This window comes from Risungbinella massiliensis (assembly GCF_000942395.1).
Lineage (GTDB): Bacteria > Bacillota > Bacilli > Thermoactinomycetales > Thermoactinomycetaceae > Risungbinella > Risungbinella massiliensis.
Map to the genome: position 1 here is coordinate 906580 of NZ_LN812102.1, position 20117 is coordinate 926696.

At 40.9% G+C, this 20117-nt stretch carries 17 protein-coding genes; 4 read left to right on the forward strand and 13 right to left on the reverse strand.

Going from position 1 to position 20117, the window contains the following annotated elements:
* Nucleotides 1-344: 344 nt before the first annotated feature.
* From VJ09_RS04930 to VJ09_RS04990, 13 genes are all read right to left on the reverse strand, one after another.
* Nucleotides 345-857: a YfiT family bacillithiol transferase gene (locus tag VJ09_RS04930; RefSeq protein ID WP_230199094.1), complete on the reverse strand. Its 513-nt coding sequence runs from the start codon at nt 855-857 to the stop codon at nt 345-347.
* Between the two features lie 144 nt (nt 858-1001).
* Nucleotides 1002-2018, reverse strand: coding sequence for a tRNA preQ1(34) S-adenosylmethionine ribosyltransferase-isomerase QueA (queA, locus tag VJ09_RS04935; protein ID WP_044640503.1), 1017 nt, complete (start codon nt 2016-2018; stop codon nt 1002-1004).
* A gap of 130 nt (nt 2019-2148) precedes the next feature.
* A complete protein-coding gene (locus tag VJ09_RS04940) occupies nt 2149-2367 on the reverse strand; it encodes a DUF2905 domain-containing protein (RefSeq protein WP_044640504.1) in 219 nt (72 codons plus the stop codon).
* Nucleotides 2364-3362 (reverse strand): Holliday junction branch migration DNA helicase RuvB, encoded by a 999-nt coding sequence (ruvB, locus tag VJ09_RS04945; protein ID WP_044640505.1) that lies wholly within the window; start codon nt 3360-3362, stop codon nt 2364-2366. Before ruvB ends, VJ09_RS04940 begins: the two co-directional genes overlap by 4 nt.
* A gap of 12 nt (nt 3363-3374) precedes the next feature.
* Nucleotides 3375-4001 carry a Holliday junction branch migration protein RuvA gene (ruvA, locus tag VJ09_RS04950; protein WP_044640506.1) on the reverse strand — a complete coding sequence of 209 codons (627 nt, stop codon included), beginning with the start codon at nt 3999-4001 and terminating at the stop codon, nt 3375-3377.
* Nucleotides 3998-4504, reverse strand: coding sequence for a crossover junction endodeoxyribonuclease RuvC (gene ruvC, locus VJ09_RS04955; protein WP_044640507.1), 507 nt, complete (start codon nt 4502-4504; stop codon nt 3998-4000). The genes ruvA and ruvC overlap by 4 nt, the downstream gene beginning before the upstream one ends.
* Before the next feature lie 449 nt (nt 4505-4953).
* The gene (locus VJ09_RS04960; RefSeq protein WP_044640508.1) at nt 4954-7653 is read right to left on the reverse strand and encodes a DUF2339 domain-containing protein; all 2700 of its coding nucleotides are present in this window, start codon (nt 7651-7653) and stop codon (nt 4954-4956) included.
* 174 nt (nt 7654-7827) lie between these two features.
* Nucleotides 7828-10923, reverse strand: a complete 3096-nt coding sequence (locus tag VJ09_RS04965; protein ID WP_044640509.1) for a DUF2339 domain-containing protein — start codon at nt 10921-10923, stop codon at nt 7828-7830.
* Nucleotides 10924-11030: 107 nt separating this feature from the next.
* On the reverse strand, nt 11031-11870 hold the full coding sequence (locus VJ09_RS04970; RefSeq protein ID WP_407689986.1) for a YitT family protein: 840 nt from the start codon (nt 11868-11870) through the stop codon (nt 11031-11033).
* Between the two features lie 102 nt (nt 11871-11972).
* Nucleotides 11973-12785: a polysaccharide deacetylase family protein gene (locus tag VJ09_RS04975; protein WP_052807225.1), complete on the reverse strand. Its 813-nt coding sequence runs from the start codon at nt 12783-12785 to the stop codon at nt 11973-11975.
* Nucleotides 12786-13119: 334 nt separating this feature from the next.
* Nucleotides 13120-14007 carry a tetratricopeptide repeat protein gene (locus VJ09_RS04980; RefSeq protein WP_044640511.1) on the reverse strand — a complete coding sequence of 296 codons (888 nt, stop codon included), beginning with the start codon at nt 14005-14007 and terminating at the stop codon, nt 13120-13122.
* An 84-nt stretch (nt 14008-14091) separates the two neighbouring features.
* Nucleotides 14092-15003 carry a polysaccharide deacetylase family protein gene (locus VJ09_RS04985; protein WP_187118679.1) on the reverse strand — a complete coding sequence of 304 codons (912 nt, stop codon included), beginning with the start codon at nt 15001-15003 and terminating at the stop codon, nt 14092-14094.
* Between the two features lie 198 nt (nt 15004-15201).
* Nucleotides 15202-15768 carry a class I SAM-dependent methyltransferase gene (locus VJ09_RS04990; protein ID WP_044640512.1) on the reverse strand — a complete coding sequence of 189 codons (567 nt, stop codon included), beginning with the start codon at nt 15766-15768 and terminating at the stop codon, nt 15202-15204.
* A 278-nt stretch (nt 15769-16046) separates the two neighbouring features.
* On the opposite strand from VJ09_RS04990, the gene VJ09_RS04995 reads away from it, so the two are divergent.
* From VJ09_RS04995 to VJ09_RS05010, 4 genes are all read left to right on the forward strand, one after another.
* A complete protein-coding gene (locus VJ09_RS04995) occupies nt 16047-16985 on the forward strand; it encodes a metal ABC transporter solute-binding protein, Zn/Mn family (RefSeq protein WP_044640513.1) in 939 nt (312 codons plus the stop codon).
* 131 nt (nt 16986-17116) lie between these two features.
* Complete coding sequence (locus VJ09_RS05000) at nt 17117-17884, forward strand: metal ABC transporter ATP-binding protein (protein WP_044640514.1); 768 nt, start codon at nt 17117-17119, stop codon at nt 17882-17884.
* The gene (locus tag VJ09_RS05005; protein ID WP_044640515.1) at nt 17881-19188 is read left to right on the forward strand and encodes a metal ABC transporter permease; all 1308 of its coding nucleotides are present in this window, start codon (nt 17881-17883) and stop codon (nt 19186-19188) included. Before VJ09_RS05000 ends, VJ09_RS05005 begins: the two co-directional genes overlap by 4 nt.
* A complete protein-coding gene (locus tag VJ09_RS05010; RefSeq protein WP_044640516.1) occupies nt 19185-20078 on the forward strand; it encodes a metal ABC transporter permease in 894 nt (297 codons plus the stop codon). The genes VJ09_RS05005 and VJ09_RS05010 overlap by 4 nt, the downstream gene beginning before the upstream one ends.
* Nucleotides 20079-20117 lie beyond the last annotated feature (39 nt).

A 20117-nucleotide genomic window follows, 5' to 3' on the forward strand; every position in this document is an offset into this window, starting at 1 on the left:
AAAATATTTAATAATATTTATATCATATTGTCGAAAACATGGAAAGAATAAATTTATGTTAAATATTTACTCTAATTCAGTAATTTCATAATAAAAAACCTATAAAGTCCTAAGAAAATTGGTATCTTGGGACTCTATAGGTTGGATTACTTCTATTTGTAGAGCATGTTGCATAATGAACCCAAAGCCAGAGGTTTTCCCCTTTTGAGATGCGACTATGAGCGGTAGGGAGTCGGAGCAGATCCCACAGGACAGGCAGGACAAGCAGAAGCGGGAAAACCGGCGGCACGCATACGCTTAACTTGGATTAATGCAACAAGCTATGTATAAACTTAGATTCTGGATTAACCTTGAATGGCTAATTGAATATGAGAGAAGTGATGGTTGCTATGCCAAACATAAAGCCCCATCATATCTGCTAAAGTTCCTTCACCAGATTCAGGATGTTGCCAAGTACGTTTCCAGTCTTCCTCCGATAGAGAGGTTGCGAGATTCGCCCAGCGAGTATGGATTGCCTCTAATAGCTGGAGTGAGACATCGATCGGTCCATTTTGGGCGTCTGTGAGTTCTGCCCATTTCCCTTCCTCGTAAGTACGAACAATTGGATTGTCTTCCGTCAAAGCTAAACGAAATCGAGTGTAACTATTGATATGACTATCTGCAAGATGATGGACAAGCTGACGTACTGTCCAACTATCCGGGCGATATTGTTTCTCCAGTTGTGTAGCAGTAAGTTTTGTTACCTCCTGAGATAACTTCTCAGGAAATAATGGAAACTCTTTGACCCAAGCTAACAGTTGCTCCTGAGGATAAACACGTTGAAATGTAAAGATTCCAATCGGATATCTACGGTCCAAAACAATCTCCTCCACTTCCCAAATTACAAAAAATTTATATATTCCTTGCTAAATATATGATGATATAGGTCAAATCAGAGAAATACAATAGAAAGAACCCACCTAGTAGCTAAAATTATGAACTACACTAGATGGGTTCTTTTTTTATCTAATAAACATAGCATCGCCAAAACTAAAGAATCGATAACGCTCTCGTACCGCTTCTTCATATGCTTTCATCACATTATCTCGATTAGAAAATGCGGACACTAGCATGAGCAATGTTGATTCAGGCAAGTGGAAGTTAGTCAACAAAGCTTTTACTACTTTGTATTGATAGCCTGGATAGATAAAGATATCTGTCCAACCATTTGCTGCACGAATCTCTCCATATTTTTGGGCAATCGTCTCTAAAGTACGGACAGAAGTAGTTCCTACAGCCACTACTCGTTTGGCTGATCTAATTTTCTCGGCATTCTCTTCATCGAGCGAATAAAATTCCGCATGCATATGATGCTCTTCGATGTTCTCTACCATCACTGGACGAAAGGTCCCTAAACCAACATGTAGCGTAACATACGCGATCCGCACACCTTTTTCAACAGCTTGATCCAATAATTCTCGGGTAAAATGAAGTCCAGCAGTAGGAGCCGCTGCCGAACCAATACTCTCCGAGAATACAGTCTGATATCGTTCTGGATCATCTAATTTTTCACGAATATAAGGGGGAAGTGGCATTTCACCTAGTTTTTGAAAAAGTTGCTCCACATCTCCTTCATATTGAAGACGAAAGATTCGACCACCCGCTACTTCTGTAGCTTCTTCCGCTACAGCGAGCAGTTCTCCCTCTCCAAAACGGACAACAGTACCTTCTTTGACACGTTTAAATGGTTTAACCAAAGCTTCCCAACGATCTTCTCCTAGAGGCTTTAAGAGGAGTAGCTCAATCTGTGCTCCTGTCTCCTCTTTGATTCCAACTAAACGCGCCGGACGAACCCGACTATTATTGAGGACTAGCACATCCCCTTCACCTAACTGATCTAAAATATCTGGGAATACACGATGCTCAATCGCTCCCGTCTGGCGATCTACTACCATTAATCTCGAAGCAGTTCGATTAACCAGCGGAGTTTGAGCGATTAATTCTTTGGGTAGTTCAAAGTGAAACTGGGAAACTTCCATAGGAAAAATCCTTTCCATATAAAAATATGAGTTGATCTATCTGAAACAACTATTTTCAAATAAGCCGCGTTTTCAAACATTCTCTTCAAATCTATTAAGCAACGAAATAAAACCAGAAAAAAACGCCCGTCTACTTAAACAGGCGCACTAAATAGCTGATTAGCGAGATCACGATACTGATGATAATGCAAGTGACAATCGGAAAGTAAAATTTCACATTCCCTTTATCAATCGAAATATCGCCAGGCAAACGCCCAAGCGGGAACCATTTCCCTCCTACTTGCCAGAGAAGTCCCACTGTGATCAAAATAATTCCTACTATAACTAGTGTCTTTGCTAACGGATTCACTTCGGCATCTCCATCCCAAAATGTTCATAGCAACTTGCTGTAACTACGCGTCCTCTGGGTGTTCTGGCTAAGAGTCCAATCTGCATCAGATACGGCTCATAGACATCTTCTACGGTCTGTGCTTCTTCTCCAATATTAGCTGCGATGGTGTCTAATCCAACTGGTCCGCCAGCAAACTTCTCGATAATGGAGAGTAACAGACGATGGTCGACGTGGTCTAATCCCAGTCTATCCACCTGCATCCGATTCAATGCCTCCCGCGCTGTCTCTTCTGTAATCAAACCGTCTCCTACCACTTGTGCAAAATCACGAACCCTTTTTAGCAAGCGATTGGCGATCCGTGGCGTTCCTCGCGATCTTCGGGCAATTTCCTCGGCTCCCTCTCCTCGTATCCCGACTCCAAATAAATCAGCCGTTCGCTGTACGATAAAAGAGAGTTCTTCGATTGTGTAATATTCCAATCGAGACACTACTCCAAAACGATCACGTAGCGGTGCAGAAAGAGAACCAGCCCGTGTAGTAGCCCCCACTAGAGTAAAGGGTGGTAGATCCAATCGCACAGAGCGAGCACTTGGACCTTTCCCAATCATGATATCAAGTGCATAATCTTCCATCGCCGGATAGAGTACTTCTTCAACAGAGCGAGGCAAGCGATGGATCTCATCAATAAATAAGAGATCATGTGGCTGTAAGTTGGTCAGGATCGCAGCTAGATCCCCAGGACGCTCAATGGCAGGTCCGGACGTAGTACGAACTTGCACGCCCAGCTCATTGGCAATAATATGCGATAGAGTCGTTTTCCCTAAACCTGGGGGGCCATACAATAACACGTGATCTAGTGCTTCCGATCGTTGTTTAGCTGCTTCTATGTAAATTTTGAGATTCTCTTTGGCTCTTGTTTGTCCTATGTATTCCGATAAATATCGTGGACGCAGACTATATTCGGCTTGCTCGTCCTCCTCGGAAAACTTGGCGGAGATGATCCGCTCTTCCACTTCGGACCCCTCCTATCTAGTAAGAGTAGCTTGAAGCGCACGACGAATCCAATCCTCTGTGGTGAGGGTCTCGTTTGCTTCTGAAGCTACTTTTTCTACAGCCCGTTTTGCTTCTTCTTCATTATAGCCAAGTCCCATTAAGGCATCAACGACATCCCTACTACGATCCGTCTCATTTACCTGTGGGACAGGATTACTGGTTGGTGCTTCTGTTTCAGTCTGTAGTAAGCTGACCCAATTTAACTTGTCCAATTTTTCCTTTAAATCAAGGATCATTCTTTGAGCAGTCTTTTTCCCGATCCCTGGCAATTTTGTCAAGAAACGCAAGTCCTCCGTCAAGATGGCTCGTACTATCTGAACTGGTGCTCCACCTGATAGAATCGCCATACCCGCTTTTGGTCCCACTCCCGATACTTCTAAGAGAATGCGAAATAGATCTCGCTCTTCTTTTTGCACAAAACCATAGAGTGTATGAGAGTCTTCTTTGATTACTTGATGCGTATGGAGAAATGTCTCCTCTCCTTCAGTTAAAACCATCGGATTGACCATGGAAACCCGATAACCTAACCCATGATTGCTCTCGATCACCACATGATCCAGTTCTACTATGTATACTTTTCCTTTCATAAACTCTATCATTTTTTCACCCCTCTTCCCTTTAGTTTGCGTAGTGCTTCTCCTGAATGCGCTTCACAGATCGCAATCGCCAGTGCATCTGCCACATCATCTGGTTTGGGGATCTGTGTTAGATTTAATAGTAACTTTACCATTTCTTGTACTTGCCGTTTGGTCGCTTTTCCATAGCCTACCGCGGACATTTTTACTTGTAGAGGTGTATACTCTGTGATCTCAATCCCTTCTTCTTCACAGGCAAGCATCATCACACCTCGAGCTTGTCCAACGGTAAAAGCAGTCGTGACATTCCGATTAAAAAAAAGTTTTTCGATCGCCACAACGTCTGGACGGTATTTTTGCAAAAGATATTTGGTTCCATCATATACTTGCTTTAGTCGGGTCGGAACTGCAAGACCCGCTTCTGTTTGAATACTTCCATAATCTACAGCCGATAACTGATTTCCTCTGACATCGACAAATCCATAACCCACGATGGCAATACCTGGATCGATCCCACAAACTCTCATTTCTTCCTCCTGGATTTAAACCCTCTATTTCTATAGAACTTCATTTTATCACTCTTTTCCAATAGAACAGTGGCAAATTTTTTTACCACTACTATTAAGAATTATTTTAATTTGTACTAAAAAACGATATCAATAAAACAAATATGATTCCCAACAACTCTCTTATTGTTATAAAATATGAGTCATGCCAGTAAGTCATACAACAACTACAGTAAACGGAAAATGTGACTAGAAAAGAAGACTCCAAAGTAGCGGTAAGGAAATGCGTTTATTGTGGTAAACAAGTTTCCTTCCCTACCTAATTCGATAACCTGCTTTTCGTGCAAAAGTAAGAGATTTAAGCTTTATGGTTAGGAACATCTTTCTGACTAAGTCCTTTAAGTTTAAGACAAATTACTATAAAAAGCTGCGCATCCACTTGTTTAGGATTTCGCAGCTTTTCATTGTGTTTATTTCTCTTCTTGCACTTCTAAAAACCAATGTCTATGTCGTTGATAGATAAAAGAAGTAGCAAGTAAGATTACACCTAGTACAACAAAAGAGGTAATCCGATAAACTGTAATCAAGAACGATAGATCGAGTAGGAAGATTTTACAAATCGTAACGCCTAAAAAGATCAACGCTGCTAAGCGAATTTTTTTCCATTTTCGCCAGATTCCAATACTCAGTAGTATTGTTGCAAACTGTAACCAAACCATAGATAGCCCTAGTTGTTTTAAGTTGTATGCTCTAATGGAGAGACTATCCCATGAAGGTAACGTGTATTGAATTCCCGTCCATACTTCGACTGAAATCATCTCAAACAATAAGAGTAAGAGAGCCATTGGATAGATATACGGGTGCCACTTGGACTGATGAGAATAAGCAAAGCGATCTTTCCAGCGTAAGCGAAGGACAACAGCCGCAATAATCACCATAAACGCCAAGAAGCGCTCATTGAATACCGGCAACATGGGAGTACGCTCTAAAGCCACTACTCCCACGATCATCGCACCTAAAAACAAAATACCTTCTGCTAAATAAAGACTTCCTTTGTCTCGTCGATCTCGTAAAACGAAAAATACCATGAGCGAGAACAATCCCCATAAGGCCGCCACTCCATACAATTCTATATTTGTATTGCTTGGGACCGAATTTGGATCTAACTTATCAAAGAATTGTGCTACTTCAATATTGATCCATTCAAATAAGAGTAGCAAAACCCCAATCGGAAGGCTCTGTTGTAAAATTTGAGATACTTTCGTTGCCGAACCTCGCTTTAACATACGACGCCAATGAATCAAAAGAACAATCACCAGCAAAAATAGTGCTGTTCGTACATTCAGTACCGCAGGAGCCCAGCTAAAGCTTGTGGTAGAAGGTGCAGCTAACATCAGCACCCCAACAGGAATGATGATCCAGATCATGAGATAGTACTGAACAAATAGGTATTTCCGACGTATTGCAAAAGAGAACAATGCAATCCCCATTATCATGATCAATACTGCAAACATCTGGAACCGATCAAGAAACCGAATTCCATGTAAAATACTTGGTTGTACAACTGTTAGACACTCAATACTTATACCAATTCCCCACACGGTAATCCAAGCAATATGCATTTTCTGGATATATGGCTGATAAGCTTGTTTTCCTACAGTCATTACGAGAAAAACTCCTACGATCAAAAGCGCAAATGGGAGGAATTCTCTGTTCAAAAAGATCCAATTATGTTTCCCAAGAAGCGCTTCATAAGAAGCAAAGGAGAGCAATGCAGCTAAAATCCAGACAAACATACTAAAATAACGACTAATCTTTTTAGAGTACCGTATGCCCCATAAAGCAAAGATCGTTGCCTCGATCGCTAGCACCGTAGCTAATGTTGTACCACTCCAATAAATCGTGGTAGCTAAAAAGCTACAGAGGAAAAAGACAGATTGAAATCCATATCTCCTAAATAATGAGATCTCCTCATATGTTTTCTTCCACTTCGCATATAGGAGTGGCAGTGCGAAGAGAACTGCTGTACCTAGGAAAACGAACGCATGTAGGGTTCTAATCTGCTCTTCCGTGTACAAGTAATCGTAATGAATAAAGGTGTAATGGAATAGTAGCCAAGTGATGAACGGATGGAACAGACTAAAGCCCTGCATCCAAGCTCCAGACTGTTTTCGCTGTATATATTCCCATATCATCCAAGCGAACCAAAAGCATAGGATCGCAGACAGATGAATCATTTGGGCATCTGGAAAAAGTACCGTTTTCAATAGAACAATATATGTGATAGGAACATGGGCGAGATAAATGGACGTCCACTCAGGCTTCTTCCACAACAAGGTAAGAAGTGTCGCCGTGAACACGAAAAAATATAGATAGAACTTAAGGGGAGTCTCCACTTCCATTGGAAAAAGAAAAGGGGTTAAAGCTCCACCAAACCATGCTAGCCAAGAAGTGGCAACGGAATTGTATGAGAGAGCCTGTTGAAAAGCAATGATTGTAACTCCACTCATCCAGATCATCGCTAACACGGGATGGACCAATCCATAAAAATTGTCAGCAGCATATACGGTCAAATACATAGTGCCAACCCCAGCTCCTACTGCTCCTTGCGCAAAAATGGTTAAGCCTTTGGAGCGACTCAAACGTCCTATTCCTAAAAGAGCAAATCCCACGATCATTCCAATTGCTACTCGGGTCCACATCATAAACCAATCATGATCAAAGGCATATTTGAGGAAAAATCCAATCCCTAAAACCAGTGCAACTGCGCCAATCCGATTAAACACCTTTCCCCCAACCAAAATCTCCCATTCTTCTTTCCACCAGTTTGGTAAAAGGGAATCAGTCTTGTTACTTTGATCATCTGCTTGTTGATCTGATAACTCCTTATGGTTAGCTAATGCACTAGTAGCATGAGCTTTCTCACCATAAAGACCTACTAGCTCTACCAAATTTGGTTCCGCAATTTGTTTAGTAGCCGATCGTTGGGTCTCTTTTTCTTCTAGTTTACTTTCAACATTCTCTGGACTATGTATCAGTTTGTTTTGTAGTATGCTTAAAACATTTTCTAATTTCAGGACATTATTTTCGAGGTTTCTACGTTCCTTTTTCTCATTGCGCAGATCTACATACAAATAGACCACTGCAAAAAACAACAATAAGGAAATCAAATACATCACCTCACTCAAAATTTAGTAAGTTATAACAATTCTCAATCTATCTTAAAATACAAACAAAAAAAAGCCTCATTATAAAGAGACTTTTTAACACTTTGTATCTCAACAATAAAAAATCCAGCAGGATTATATCATCTCTGCTGGATTTCTCCATTCTATTATTCTTTATCAGATAAACCAGTGTTTGTTTCGTTGGTAAACATACGATGTAGCAAGCAATATTACACCCAAGACAATAAAGGAAATGATTCGGTAAATGGTATCTAGGAACGAAAGGTCAAAGAGGAAAATCTTGCAGATTGTAATCCCCAAAATGGCTAATGCTGCAAGGCGAATCTTTTTCCATCGTTTCCAGATTCCAATAATCAATAGTACAACTGCGAATAGCAACCAAGCAATCGAAAGAGCAAGTTGCTGCATACTTGGATATTGGTAGGAACTAGTCCAGACCTCTACCGAAACCAACTCCAATAGTAAAAAGATTAAAGTCGACGCATAGATATACTGTTCTACTTTGGAGAAGCCCTTTTCTGCCAGCTTTACTCTTAATCTCAGTTGGAGAGCTAAAATACCTACGATCAAGAGAACGGAAATAGAACGTTCATTGAATACTGGGTATAGTGGATCGCTCGTTAAGGAAGTGAAAATAAGCATGAAAACACCTAGAAAAAGAATTCCTTGAGACAATCGAGATGTCCAAAGTTGCTTATCTTTCACAATCCATGTGACGACAAAACTGAGTAACCCCCATGCCATCACTAAATAGTAGCCCATCATATCTTCGACATAAACGCTTCCCGTACCAAAGTATTGCATTACTTCAATCGAAACCCATTCAAAAGCCAAAAGAACAATAGTGAATGGTGCTAGCTTAAAGATAAGAATGTGATATTGCGATGTCGAGCTCTTTGGAATCGATTTGCTCAACCAAAAGAGGACAAACCCTAAGAGCACAAAACAAAGAGTTCGCATATTGAGCACTGGAAATAAAGGATCGCTTCTCAACGAAATCAAAACCAGTACCACAATACCTAAAAATAAGATTCCTTGAGACAATCGCGATGCCCAAAGATGTCTATTTTTGACCATTTGCATAACGACAAAGCTGAGTATTCCCCATGCGATGATCAAAGAATAGCCAAGCATATCTTTTGTATTAATACTACGAATGTCAAAGAATTGAATCACTTCAACCGTAACCCATTCAAAAGCCAGGAGAACAATAGTGAATGGTGCTAGCTTTTGGATGAGAGCATGCGGTTTTGATGTAGAACTCTCTGGAATTGATCTTCCTAACCAGAATAGAAGAAGCCCTAATAGTACAAAACAGAGGGTTCGAACATTTAATACAGCATCCATAAAGCCAAGAGTCGTATCTAACGGAGTTCCGATCAAAACACAGATCAGGATCAATCCGATTCCTTTGTCTAGAAAAGATTGCAAGTGAATATACTCTTTTCTGATCCCAAAACGATACATACCAACTCCTAAAAGAACAATCACAACGGACAAAATCAGTAAGTGATCAATAGAGTGTAGAGGCTTCACCCAACTAAATGGACCACTTGTTAAACTTGGACTTGTGGCAAGGCTAAACCACTCTAATATGAATCCAATAGTCGCCATAAAAATCCAAGCAATATGAATCCATTCCAAATATTGTTTATATTGTTCTTTTCCTAACCGAATGATCAAAAGAGCGCTTCCGATCAAAATCGCGATTGGTAAGAAATGAAGGTCCAAGAATAGCCATTTCTTATCTTTAAGATATGGGAAATATGGTTCAAAGGCTGTCAAAAAGCTAAGGAACCATAAACCGATACTAAAATACCAACCGTGCATACGAGAAAAGCGGAGTCCCCAAACAGCAATCGCAAGCGCTTCTAATCCCAGTAATGTAGCCAATGTACTATCTGACCACTGGATGACTGTAGCAATGACTAACAGAAGGAAAAAGGTAAGTTGGAACACCGTTCGACGATGAGACGGTATTTCGGAATAAGTTTTCTTCCATTTCCCGTATAGAAGAGGAATGGTGAAGAGGAAACCGACAACAAAAGTACCGATTGCAAATTGTGTTCTTTTGTCAAGTATTGAATCTGCCTCTGAAATAAATGTCATTGAAATCAAAAGCATCAATATCGGATGTAAGTAGCTGTATCCAACTAACCATTTCCCTGATTCTTTTTGTCTTCGGTATTCAAAAATCATAAACAACACCCATAGGACTACCAACGCAATTGCATTCCATACAAAGGCATCCTCGAACTGAATCCCCACTACTAAATATGCTATATAGCTAACTGGAACATGGGCAATGTAGATGGAGACCCAAGCTGGTTTTTTCGAGAGAATAGCAAGTACAGTAGCAGTAAATAGGGTGAAATAAAGATAAAATCCTAGAGGGCTAGTCGGCTCCGCTGAAAAAAGAAACGGTGTCCATGCACCTCCAAACCAAGCAATCCAAGAAGTAGCGATGGAGTTATATGAAATTGCTTGTTGGAATGCGAGTAATGTAACTCCACTCATCCATATAACTGCTACAATCGGAGAAATAAGCCCATAAAAATTATCTGCGGCATATACCGTTAAATACATCGTAGCAATCCCAACACCAACTGCACCTTGAGCAAAAATCGGAAGTCCCTTTTTTCGGGTGTATGCACCTAACCAGAGCATTATTCCCCCTACGGCCATCCCAATCACTAAACGAATGGGCTCCGAAATCCAGTCATGATCAAAAGCATATTTCAGGAAAAATCCAATACCGATCACTAACGCAATTGCTCCGATCCGGTTCAGTAGCTTACCACCAACCAGCATCTCCCACTCTTCCTCCCACCACTCTGGAAGGAACGATCTTTTCCTAGGTTCACCAGTAACCGGTGGAGCTTCAGGCGTATTAACAGTTGATTCCTCAGTACTTGCTGAAACAGATGGACTGTCTACCTGCTCTGTAGGACGCTGAGTTGGCACAGGTTCTGCCCCAATAGATCGTTCCTGGGTAGGGAAAACCGGTTGTGGAAAGGGAACAATTGGTTCCGGTGGGGCTACTTGTTCCTTTTCAGCAATTGGTTTAGACTGTTTACTTGATGGAATTGGATTTGGCTTACCTGTAGAATGTTGTTCTTGTTTTAAAAGCCATAATTCCTTGTGTAACTTCCATAATTCTTGTTCTAGCTGTTCGCTTTTTTCTTTTCCTTTCTTTTGTTCAAAATAAAAATAAATTTGTGCAATCATCAGGAGAAACACAAAAAAGCCCAAACAGGTCACCTCTCTTTCGATCTCTCATATTAAATCTAACTCAGAGAACCAACGAAAAAAAGCCTCTAACCAGAGACTTTTTAACAATATCAATAAATTTCCATTTATTAATGAATATCTTTCTTTTTGAATCGACCACCACGAACATCATAAATATGACCGATTGCCAAAAATGCCTCTGAATCCAACTCTTCTACAATCGTCTTTAGCTTTGCTTCTTCTAGCCGAGTGGCAATACAAAAAATGACCTGTTTGTCGTCCCCAGTATACGCCCCTTCTCCTTTGAGATAGGTTACACCCCGACCTAAACGATTCATTAAGGCATCTCCAATCTCTTTTGCCTGATCGCTAATGATCCAAACAGATCGAGTCTCCTCTAACCCTTCGATCGTGATATCAATTACCTTAAAGGCAATGAAATATGCGATCAACGAGTACATTGCACTTTCCCAACCAAATACAAATCCTGCACTACCTAAGATAAAAATGTTTGCAATCATCACGATTTGGCCTACAGAGAGCGGCAACTTTTTGGTTAAAATAATGGCTACAATTTCCGTTCCATCTAGGGAGCCTCCATACCTCAAGACAAGCCCTATTCCTACACCAAGTAACATTCCGCCAAAAACAGCAGATAGAAGTAAATCTTTCGTAAAAGGTTCAAAGTGGTGAAAGTATGTAGTCCCTAAGGAGAAAATGGTAACACCTAGGAGGGTAGAGAGTGCAAAGGTTTTCCCAATCTGTTTATAACCGAATAGAAAGAATGGAAGATTAAGGAGGAATAGAAAGATTCCAAGTGGCAAATCGAACAGATGAGAAACAATAATGGAGATCCCAACAATCCCACCATCAATAACGTTATTTGGGACTAGGAAAAATTCTAGTGCGAGTGCTGCTAAAATTGCTCCTAGTATGATAAATATAATCCTTTTGGTAGTATGAAGCAGCTTACTTTTTGGTTTTCCTTTAGTTTGAGCTGAAACCAAGAAAACACCTCTCCTTTTATGTATTTAATTGTTTTTCTATTGTATTGTAACATAAATATTATTTTACTTGGTTAGATATCCCGGAATCTGCAATAATTGATCTACTGTTACAAAACGATACCCTTTATTTTTGTAATAACGAATAATCTCAGGTAATGCACTTACCGTCCCATGCAGACTATCCCAACCCCCTGCTGCATGTAACAAAATAATATCTCCAGCACGAGTCTTTTTCTTTATGTCTCGAATAATTTGTTCAGAGGTTCTCCCTGTCCAGTCTTTTGGATCTACACTCCAAAAGACCATTTTCGTTCCATGATTGGCTGCGATCTGTTTGATCCGAGTATCCATTGCACCAAATGGCGGTCGAACGAGTCCCATCCTCTTCTTTGTAAGTTCATAAACTAAGCGATCTGTCTCTCGTAACTCCTGGATTACTGCTTCCGTGGGAATCTTACGTAGATCTTGGTGGTTCTCAAAATGATTGCCCAAGAGGTGTCCTTCACGTGCAATCCGTTTTAAAACAGTCGGGTTTTTTCGAATTTGCTTTCCTGACACAAAAAAGGTAGCTTGTACTTTTTCTCTACGTAAAATATTTAGGATCTTAGGTGTAAATCGATCATCTGGGCCATCATCAAACGTCAATGCAATCCATTTCCGTTCAGATGAATCTCTCGTATAAATAGGGAATGTAGTCGGAAGTTTGGATGAAGTGGTTGGAATGGTACAAACAGATTGTTTACATGCGGTATTCTCTTCTAGATCACCCAAAATGGGCACATCCCACTCTGGAGAATGAAACAGTAAATTTGTGGTGGATAGTAACAGAAAAAAAATTACTGCAATCCCCGCAAGACGAACCTGATAAAAATTCATAACGAGACATCCTTCCTATATCCATGAAACTCCTATATCTGTGGAAAAATTCTTATTGGTAGTATGAGTTATAGCAACAGAAAAAAAACGACACAACTCTATTTTTTGATAGGCCCAAAAAAATCATCCCTATACCAACCAATTCCGAATAATAGGAATAGACTCAAAAGAGAGACTAACGCTATATATCATGGGGAACAAATAGTACAAGCGATTTTAAGATCGAAGCCAGCAAAACATAAAAGAAATGAATCAAGCGATCTAGATAAAGACCTAACAAGATTAGCACCTTGATGGTAGCTAATCTTGTTAGGTCTAGAAAGTGTCTCTACCATTAAAATATCCATCCACGTCGTATACAATAGCTGAAAATCCAATCTGCGATCCAAATTACGATAAAGAGAAAAAACAACCCTGTTATATGACCAACCGTAAATATTGCGACAAATAATAAAAAACCAAAAAAGCCTAGTTTGGACTTCCAGAGTTGATATGACCAATACCAGCGAAAAAATCGCTTTTTCGCTTTTAAGACAATATAAAAATGTTCTTGAACTACCTTATTATTAGGATCTAATCGCATAGCTTCCCTGAGCAGGGGATATGCTTCTTCTGGGAGGTTCCGATCCACTAACAAATAACGACCATAGCTAAAAATATTATCGAGGTTTTCTGGATTATGTTGGAGCGCCTGAAGAAAGCATTGTTTCGCCTGATCGTGGTTGCCTCTTTTCGCTTCGATCTTTCCTAAGAGACGTAATGATCCTTCCTGTTCTGGATTTGCTTGAAGGGCTTGTCTAACTAATTTTTCCGCCTGATCTAGATGACCCAAAGAATATTGGGCTTCTGCATAATAAAAGAGAGCTACATTATGGTCTGGTTGAAACTCCAATACTTTTTGATAGCATAAGATTGCTTCCTTTGGATTTTGAGCTTCATAAAGTATTAGATTCCCTCTCATGAGCCAAGCTTCTGGAAACTCTGGATGGAGTGCAATGAGCTTTGTAAAAACTTCAAAACTCGCATTTGCTTCGCCCTTCCCCCATAGGCAGTGGCCAACCATCAGGTGAGCGGCTGGAAACCCAGGATCTATCTCTAACGCTTGATATGCATATTTTAAGCCGAGATCATATTTGTTTAATTGATATGCTTGTTTTGCTCTTTCTAAAAGCTCGTTAATTGTCTCTTCTATAGGCTTCTCTGGTTGGTATGAACTCTGCATGATAAACCCCTTTTTCAGTTTTACTGCCTATCATACCAAAAAACCTACTAAAGTCCTTGCACTTTAGTAGGTTTTTTAGAGTTTTTATTGTTGATAAGGTTGCATATCTAACATCTTGTCGACCGTAACAAACTCATATCCTAGCGCTTTGTAGTGTTGAATAATTTGGGTTAGGGAGTTTACACTTTCCTGTAGCCCATTATTCCCTGAACTGTGCTGTAGCACAATAGTTCCACCTTTTCCTTGATTTTGGATGGTGTTAAAAATTTGGCTGGAAGTCCGATGTTTCCAATCTAGAGTATCTACATCCCAGTAAATGACCTTCATCCCCATATTTGCTGTTTTATTGGTTAATGTTTTATTGTAAGCACCATATGGAGGACGCATCAGTGTTGGTTTCTTTCCAATCGTTTGAAAGATAATTTGATTAGTATCTTCCAACTGCTTCATCGCCGCTGCCTGAGAAATCTTATTCATTTGCGGATGAGAGTAGGAGTGATTTCCTATGGTATGTCCCTCTAAATCAATTCTTTTTAAGACATCAGGGTAATGTTTGGCCATCTTCCCTACAACAAAAAAGGTAGCGGGGACTTGTTCTCTTTTTAAAATATCTAACACTTGGTTCGTAAAGTTGGTATCAGGTCCGTCATCAAAGGTTAGGGCAATCTGTTTAGAATGTCTTGAACCATGATAAATTGCTTTTTGTTCTTTTAATACCTTCATCTCATTTTGATACATTTCTTCTTCCGTGAGTTGAGGTTTTGGTTCTTCATTTGGTTGTGTTACAGCAGGCTGTTGATCTGGCTGTTGCTGATTGGGAGCCTGAGGTTGTGGTGGCAACACTTCCGGCGGTTTTACCTGCTCAGGGGCTTTTACCACTGGTTGTTTTTCTGGTTGCACTGGCTTAACAGGTGTTTCAGTAGCCGCCTGATCACACCCTGTTATCAGGATAATTCCCATCATTAGGAATATTGAAAACCTTATAAACAAACGCACAAAACCATCTCCTAAAAAACTTCTGCGATGTGTAGGACCACTTAAAATGTTTCCTTCGTCCAAAAAAGACATCACCATTCTATCACAACTGCTAAAATCCGACATCAGGTTCTAAAAAAGTTCGATGTTCTGAAATAGTCTGAAATCCCTTATAAAGAAAATCTCCTTCTTTCCCAAAAGGATCGAAGGAGATTTTCTTTATTTCTTACATGTATATACAAATGCTGGCGGGAGGTTAATCGGCACTAATGAGGTCTCTACATTTGTAAAAACGTTTCGAAGTTGTGATTCCATTTGTCGAGAATATTGATATGCAATAAAGAGTCCTCCCGGACGCAGAGTCTGTTGGATCGTATCCAAAAATTGTGTTCTCAATTCTTGCGAAAAGTTAGCAAACGGGAGGCTAGAAATAATATAGTCAGCCGAATCCAATCCCTGCTTACAAAGAACCTCTTGAAGAGCTAAACCATCATCTGCAATCTGTAGGTTGGGTAACTGGAAACGTTCCGATAAACGACTTCGCATATGGTCATCGCGTTCAAAGATGAAGGCAGCAGCATGGGCTGGTAAACGCTGCGAGATCCATTCTGTAAATACACCCGTACCTGCCCCCAGTTCAACCACAGTCTGGGCATTCTCCCAGTTTACATCTCGAAATATCCGTTTGGTCAAGAAAGAAGAACTAGGGGTGATACTTCCTACTGTCTTTGGCGATTTTACAAAGGAGTAAAAAAAGCGAACCTTATCTGCCACTTGTTGAATCATTGAAAGAGACAACCTTTCTATATCAGCTTAGGGGCGTATCTTTATTATACTGTTCCCCCAGTCAAAACGTATATGCAAATCCCCTAAATTCCGATCGAATTCCTTTTGATTATAAATAAAAATATTATCCAATTAAAACATATCTTGTGTTGACATCTAACAAGTACGATCTATAGAATAAAAGTAATCAGTTTTTACTTAGGTCAACTTTTATGATTCTAGCAAATTTTTATGGTTGTAGTTTAATTTCATGGAATAAGACAAAAGGGGTGTTCTTTATGTTCACTAATATCCGCTCCCTTCGTTGGTTCGGTTTGGCAGGACTATACCTTGTCCTACTTTTCTCCATAGGCTGTCAAAAACAAGCAGATACATTCGATGGAAAATATCCGATTCAGATAACTTCCACTACAGGTATGGTTTCTGATCTTGTCCAAAACATCGGTAAGGAAAAAGTAACAGTACAGACGCTGATGGGACCTGGGGTAGACCCACATCTATATAAGGCTTCGCATGGAGATCTAGATAAGTTAGAAAAGGCAGATATTATTTTTTATAGTGGTTTGCATCTAGAAGGAAAAATGTCCGAAGTATTAGAGAAGATAGGCAACCAAAAAACAGTAGTTGCAGTAACGAGTGAAATTAACCCCAAAATACTACTACAAACGGCGGAAAACCAAATCGATCCACATCTCTGGTTTGATGTCTCTCTCTGGATCGAAGCAGCAAAAAAAGTAGAGAAAACTCTGATTGCCTATGATCCTAAGAATAAGGCATTTTATGAACAAAATGCATCTGTTTATTTGAAATCTTTACAAGAGTTAGACACCTATGTACGAACTCAACTCTCGACCATTGCTCCAGAGCAACGTGTATTAGTCACAGCACATGATGCGTTTGGATACTTTGGAAAGGCGTATGGCTATGAGGTAGTTGGATTGCAGGGAATCAGTACTGCATCAGAATATGGTCTAAAAGATGTACAACGACTCGTCGATCTCCTCTCTTCTCGCAAGATCAAAGCCGTGTTTGTTGAGTCGAGTGTACCGAAAAAATCAATCGAAGCAGTCGTGCAAGGTGCCAAACAAAAAGGGCATAGTGTCGTAATCGGAGGAGAGCTCTTTTCTGATGCGCTCGGAGAACATGGAACACCAGAAGGAACTTATATTGGAATGGTACGCCACAATGTCGATACGATCGTGCAAGCATTACGTTAAGAAAATTACTCCCTCAATCAGTTAGTAAGTATGTTGCATTAGCCCAAAGCCAGAGGCGCGCCTGCGATTAAATTTGATTTCAAGCAAAGTTAGTAAAAAATCAATCATGTTTGTAAAGGAGGAAAAGACCTATGTCATCCAATGCCCCCCTTTCTGTTTCCAATCTTACTGTCGCATATCACCGTAAACCGGTTTTACGGGATATTCAATATACCGCACCTGTGGGCGAGCTGATCGGGATTATAGGTCCCAATGGAGCTGGAAAATCAACATTACTAAAAGCCGTCCTAGGTCTTATTCCCTCTGCTAGTGGGAAGATAGAGATCTTTGGGACTCCCTATGCCAAATCTCGTCAACGAGTCGGCTATGTACCACAACGCGAATCAGTAGATTGGGACTTTCCAACTAATGCCTTGGATGTCGTCCTGATGGGTAGATATGGAAAACTCGGGTGGTTTAGTCGCCCTACCCAAAAAGACCGACAGATAGCACTGGAATGTCTGCATAAAGTAGGAATGGAAGCCTATGCAAATCGCCAAATCAGTCAGCTATCTGGCGGGCAACAACAGCGAGTTTTTCTCGCAAGAGCTCTCGCCCAAGATGCAGATCTCTATTTTATGGATGAACCCTTTGTCGGGGTGGACGCAGCAACAGAGAAGGCAATCATCCGCATCCTACACGAATTGCGTGCGGAGAAAAAAACAGTATTAGTCGTTCATCATGATCTCCAGACTGTTACGGATTATTTTGACTCCATTTTGTTACTAAATATGAGATTAATCGCAGCAGGACCGACTTCTGAGACGTTTACCTATGAGAACCTGCAAAAAACCTATGGTGGGAGACTCTCTATACTGCCTGGTTCTCCTGATCCTCTCGTGGGAGGCACACCATCATGATCTGGGATCAACTAACCTCCATTCTAGAAGATCCCAATGCTTTCTGGGTCTTGTGCGGAACGGTACTTCTAGGACTAGCTTCTGGTGTATTAGGTTCTTTTGCCTTTTTACGTAAACAAGGTTTGATGGGCGATGTTCTATCCCACGCTACCCTACCTGGAATCTGTATCGCCTTCTGGATCACTGGTTCCAAGAATCCACTTCTATTCCTAATAGGAGCAACGTTTACCGGTATTCTAGCATCTATCGTCATTCAACTCGTTACTCGTTACTCAAGGATCAAAGAGGATACCGCACTTGGTTTGGTACTCTCCGTCTTCTTTGGAATCGGGATCGTCTTCCTAACGCAAATTCAACATAGCGCCAATGGTAATCAGAGTGGTTTAGATAAGTTCCTCTTTGGCCAATCTGCCTCTCTCGTTTCCACGGATGTCTGGATCATGGGTGGGGTAGCACTCCTGCTAGTATTTCTGTCTAGCTTGTTCTACAAAGAATTAAAACTATTAGCTTTTGATGCTAACTTTGGTAATAGTATCGGTTTTCCAATGCGTTGGCTCGACTTCTTCTTGATGCTCTTACTTACGATTGCGGTGGTCATCGGACTCCAAGCAGCGGGAGTTATCTTGATGGCTAGTCTACTGATTACCCCTGCTGCTGCAGCTAGATATTGGACAGACAAACTAGGTTGGATGATCCTACTCTCTGCTCTAATGGGGGCACTCTCTGGAGCACTCGGGACAATCATCAGTTCACTAGCTTATCATCTCTCTACTGGTCCTATTATCGTCATCTCGGCTACCATCCTATTTTTGATCTCGCTCATTTTTGCTCCTAAGCGTGGATTAATATCTCGATATTGGCGATTTATCCGGATGAAAAAACGCCTAACGGAGGAGAGCCTATTACTCTTCTATTATGAAATAGCATCGTTTCATGATGGATCGATCCCTACTAAAGAGCTACACTCCCACGCTTCAAATCTAAGTCAACGAGAGCTGCTTCAGATTACCCAAAACCTAGTTAAATCAGGAGACTTGATAAAAACATCTGAAGAGAGTTTTCAATTCACGGAAAAAGGATGGAAGCGAGCATATGACACTCTCTTATTTCAACGCATGATTGAGATTTGGCTTATGTTCGAACAGCAGATTGAATCAGATCTCCATGCAGGACAAATCGATGAATTGGTTGATATACCTGATGAGCTAAAATCCCAATTACGAACTCTGTTACAAAATCAAGATCTACTTCCTACTTGGATCAATCTTCCCCATCTTCAGGAAAAAGGGAGGGCTGCTTCATGAGCGGTTTTTGGATTATCTTGACCGGTGCACTGGTAGCCTCTGCCTGTGGTCTGCTCGGATGCTTTCTTGTATTGCGTAGAATGGCAATGGTAGGGGATGCGATCAGTCATGCGATTCTTCCTGGTATTGTGATCGCTTTTCTCCTGTCGGGGAGCCGTGACCCACTTCCCATGCTGCTTGGAGCTGCGGTTTTTGGGCTTTTGTGTACTGTCTTAATTGAACGACTACGTCAATTTGGAGTACAGAGTGATGCGGCGATTAGTATTACCTTTACCGCACTCTTTTCTATCGGAGTCGTTTTGGTCTCACTCTTTACCAGACAAGTCGATCTAGATCTAGACTGTGTGCTCTATGGAGAGATTGCTTATGTCGGGTTTGATACGTGGAGTTTTAATGGAATGGACCTCGGTCCGCAAGCAGTATGGCAAGTGGGCGGTGCACTTCTGTTATCTCTCGTAGTTATTGGACTATTCTATAAACAGTTCAAACTAACCTCCTTTGATCCGGCATTGGCCGCAACAATCGGTATCCCGATCGCCATCTTTCACTACTTATTGATGGGATTGGTCTCGATCACTACTGTAGCTTCCTTTGAAAGTGTTGGTGCTATCTTAGTCGTCGCAATGCTAATCGTTCCCGCTGCGACCGCTTACCTATTAACTGATCGTTTTGCATTTATGTTAGGTTGGAGTGTCGTGGTTGGTATCCTAAGCTCAGTCGGAGGATATTTTCTCTCCATCATATTGGATGCCTCCATCGCTGGCTGTATGACTGTTGTGGCAGGACTTCTCTTCGTGCTCGCCTTTCTCTTCTCCCCGCGACATGGAGTGGTTGCTCGATGGTGGATACTCCGTCGTCTAAAGCATGATCTACAACAAAAGTCATACTAATTAACCTAGATTACTTTCATATGTTGGAGACTCTTCAGA